This is a genomic window from Bradyrhizobium sp. LB11.1 (genome assembly GCF_040549385.1).
In the GTDB taxonomy this organism is placed as follows: Bacteria; Pseudomonadota; Alphaproteobacteria; order Rhizobiales; family Xanthobacteraceae; genus Bradyrhizobium.
In genome coordinates this window covers 1-2,889 of record NZ_JBEPTH010000050.1, presented here as the reverse complement: position 1 = coordinate 2,889, position 2,889 = coordinate 1, and the positions used below count along the sequence as shown (strand labels likewise).

4 protein-coding genes are annotated in these 2,889 nt (G+C 62.7%); all 4 read right to left on the bottom strand.

Annotation, left to right across the window (positions count from 1 at the left end):
- Positions 1 to 344 (bottom strand): hypothetical protein (locus tag ABIA96_RS36500; RefSeq protein ID WP_354141715.1); only part of this gene is annotated, 344 nt, incomplete at its 3' end.
- Positions 344 to 1,999, bottom strand: a complete 1,656-nt coding sequence (gene tnpC / locus ABIA96_RS36495) for an IS66 family transposase (protein WP_354141714.1) — start codon at positions 1,997 to 1,999, stop codon at positions 344 to 346. The genes tnpC and ABIA96_RS36500, both read right to left, overlap by 1 nt.
- A 72-nt stretch (positions 2,000 to 2,071) precedes the next feature.
- Positions 2,072 to 2,419 (bottom strand): IS66 family insertion sequence element accessory protein TnpB, encoded by a 348-nt coding sequence (gene tnpB / locus ABIA96_RS36490; protein WP_354141713.1) that lies wholly within the window; start codon positions 2,417 to 2,419, stop codon positions 2,072 to 2,074.
- Complete coding sequence (tnpA, locus tag ABIA96_RS36485) at positions 2,416 to 2,805, bottom strand: IS66-like element accessory protein TnpA (RefSeq protein WP_354141712.1); 390 nt, start codon at positions 2,803 to 2,805, stop codon at positions 2,416 to 2,418. Before tnpA ends, tnpB begins: the two co-directional genes overlap by 4 nt.
- Positions 2,806 to 2,889 lie beyond the last annotated feature (84 nt).

The following is a 2,889-nucleotide window of genomic DNA, read 5'->3' as shown; positions in this document are numbered from 1 at the left end:
GTAACCATGCGCGGTAGGCCGCAAGCGCGCTGATCTGTCCAGTTAACGGTTAGACCTCGTCGGACTCTTCGGTTTTCGGCTTGATCATCGCAGCGAGCGCTTGGCGGCGTTCTTCGATGATGCTGGGGGTCGTCTTTGTGGATTGCGATCAGATTTTTTAGGTTCTCGATTCCATCATCGGTGAACGCCATCACGCCGTCTTCACCGACGCCGACGACCCATAGCTGGCCATCCTCGGTGTCCATTTCCTCGGCGACCTCGAACAGCCATTCCTCGTCTTCTCCAAGCATCTCGGCGACATGGCCAAGGGTGAACACGTGGCTGACTTTGTTGACGTGCCCCATCAAGCCGCCTGCATCGCAAGGCCTTGCTGTTGAACAGTCTTCCAATTCCAAGGCAACAGCTCATCGAGCCTGTGAGCGGGGTGTGCGGCAATGCGAGCGAGCACATCGGCGAGCCAGGCCTGAGGGTCGACGTCGTTCATCTTGGCTGAGACGATGAGGCTATACATGGCAGCGGCGCGACGTCCTCCGCGGTCGGACCCGCAGAATAACCACGACTTTCTGCCCAATGCGATGCCGCGCAGCGCTCTTTCGGCGGCGTTGTTCGAGAGGCAGACGCGGCCATCGTCGAGGAAGCGTGTGAAGGAGCCCCAGCGCTTGAACATGTAGTTCATGGCCTTTGCCAGATCGTGACCGCGGGAGAGCTTGGCGCACTGCTCGCGCATATAGGCTTCCAGATCGGCAACCAACGGCGCGCTCTGCGCCTGGCGGACAGCCTTGCGGTGGTCGGCGCTTTGGCCATTGATCGAGGGCTCGATGGCGAAGAGGGCGTCAATGCGGCGCACGATCTCGATCGCAATCGGCGAGAGGGCGATCTCCTTCTTGCCAGCAGCCTTACGTCGTGCGTTTTCCTCAAGATCCGCCATGGTGAAGAACGGGCGCCGGGCATGGACCCAACAGGCCGCTTCCCTGATAGGCCCAGGACTTCGCTGGGGCTCGTAGAGTTTGGTGTATCCGCCGAAGGCGTCGGCCTGGAGGATGCCGCTATAGTTGGCCAGATGCGCCTGCGGATGCTCGCCCCTTCGATCGCGCGAGTAATAGAACATTGCCGCCGGCGGATCTGAGCCGCCGAAGGGGCGGTCGTCCTTCACATAGACCCAGCATCGAGCGACATCGCACTTGCCCAAGGCCAGCACGGGCACCGTGGTGTCGTCGCCGTGGAGGCGTTCGGCTGCCATGACATGAGCTTCGACAAGACGAAGGAGCGGATCGAGCGACGCACAGACCGATCCCACCGCGTCGGCCATGGTCGAGAGCGCGATCGGCACCCCTTCCAGAGCGTAACGCTCGGCCTGGCGGTTCAGGGGCTGATGCTGGCCGAACTTCTCGAACATGATCATCGCCAGCAGGCTTGGGCCAGCCCAGCCTCTTGCAACGGCATGGAACGGTGCCGGCGCCTGGCTGATTTTCTCGCAGTCGCGGCAAGAGAACTTTTCGCGCACCGTCTCGACCACTTTCCACTGGCGCGGCACCGATTCCAGCGTCCGGGTCACGTCTTCGCCGAACTTGCGCAAGCGACTGCCGCCGCAGCATTCACACGCCGTTGGCGGATCTATCACCACGCGCTGGCGGGGAAGATGATCGGGGAACGTATTGCGTTCGGGGCGCGTGCGCGTAAATCCGCGCACGGTCGTCGTCCTGGCGACGGCTCGCTCGGCCGCAAGCTCGTCTTCGGTGGCGTTGGCTTCCAGCTCTTCGAACGTCAGCGCCAACTGGTCGATCAGCCGAGACGAACGCTCTGACCGCTGTCCGTAGATCTGGCGCTCGAGCTTGGCGATCCGTAATTTTTGCTGGGCAATCAGCGCGCTGTCTTCCGATGCCTTCGCATGGGCGACCGCGAGCTCCGCAGCAATATCCAGCGCCTTCGCGCGCTCGGTCGCCAACGCCTCCTTCAGAGCGGCGATGTCGTCGGGAGGGGCGTCGCGAGCCGTGTCCATGCAAACGAGAGAATCATAAATTCAGTGATTTGTGGCGCCCTAAAATCCATGTGGTCCCATATTTTGTTAGGCTCAGCCGGCGCTCTGCGGTCGCCACGTCAGTTGTGGATTTCTCCAGTCGATCCCTTCCAGCATATAAGCCATCTGGGCCGGCGAGATCGACACCGCGCCAGATGACGCCGAGGGCCAGATGAACTTCCCGCGGTCCAGGCGCTTGGCGTACAGCGACAAGCCGATGCCATCATGCCAAAGAATCTTGGCGAGATCGCCCCGACGCCCGCGGAAGATATAGAGATCGCCGGCATGGGGATCGCGCTTCAAGCTCTCCTGAACCGTCAAAGCCAGGCCCTGCATGCCGCGGCGCATGTCCGTGTGCCCAGTGGCGATCCAGACCCTGACGCCGCTCGGTATCGGGATCATCGTCGGCTCAGAACATCGAGAACCCGCCCCAACGCCTCGGCGTCGACATTCTCGTCAACGCTGACGCGCTTGCCGTCACCGAGCTCTATCTCGATCAGGCCGCGTCGCTTCCGGGCCGGCATCGCCGCTGGGGCTTCAATCGTTCGGAGGCTTTCGGCCGCAGCCGCGGCGACCTGAACCGGGACAAGGCGCGGTCCCGCCGAAGCGACAGTCGCCAGGCGGGCCCGCCGCCGCCACGTAAACACCAAACTCGTCGCAATGCCGTGCCGCCGCGCGATCTCCGTCACCACCGCGCCCGGCGCCAGCGTCTCTTCGATGATTCGCATCTTATCGTCGCGAGACCAGCGACGGCGACGCTCAACCCCGTCCAGAACCTCTACCCGCATCTACCGACCTTAAGGCTAGCCTTAAAGCCACATGCTTCCTCGGAAGCCGGTCACCGAACAAGACGGTCTCCGCCGGAGGGATAC

Bases quoted from the DNA above. Each gene is read 5' to 3' on its own strand.
- tnpC (WP_354141714.1), bottom strand. From the start codon at position 1,999: ATGGACACGGCTCGCGACGCCCCTCCCGACGACATCGCCGCTCTGAAG.
- tnpB (WP_354141713.1), bottom strand. From the start codon at position 2,419: ATGATCCCGATACCGAGCGGCGTCAGGGTCTGGATCGCCACTGGGCAC.
- tnpA (WP_354141712.1), bottom strand. From the start codon at position 2,805: ATGCGGGTAGAGGTTCTGGACGGGGTTGAGCGTCGCCGTCGCTGGTCT.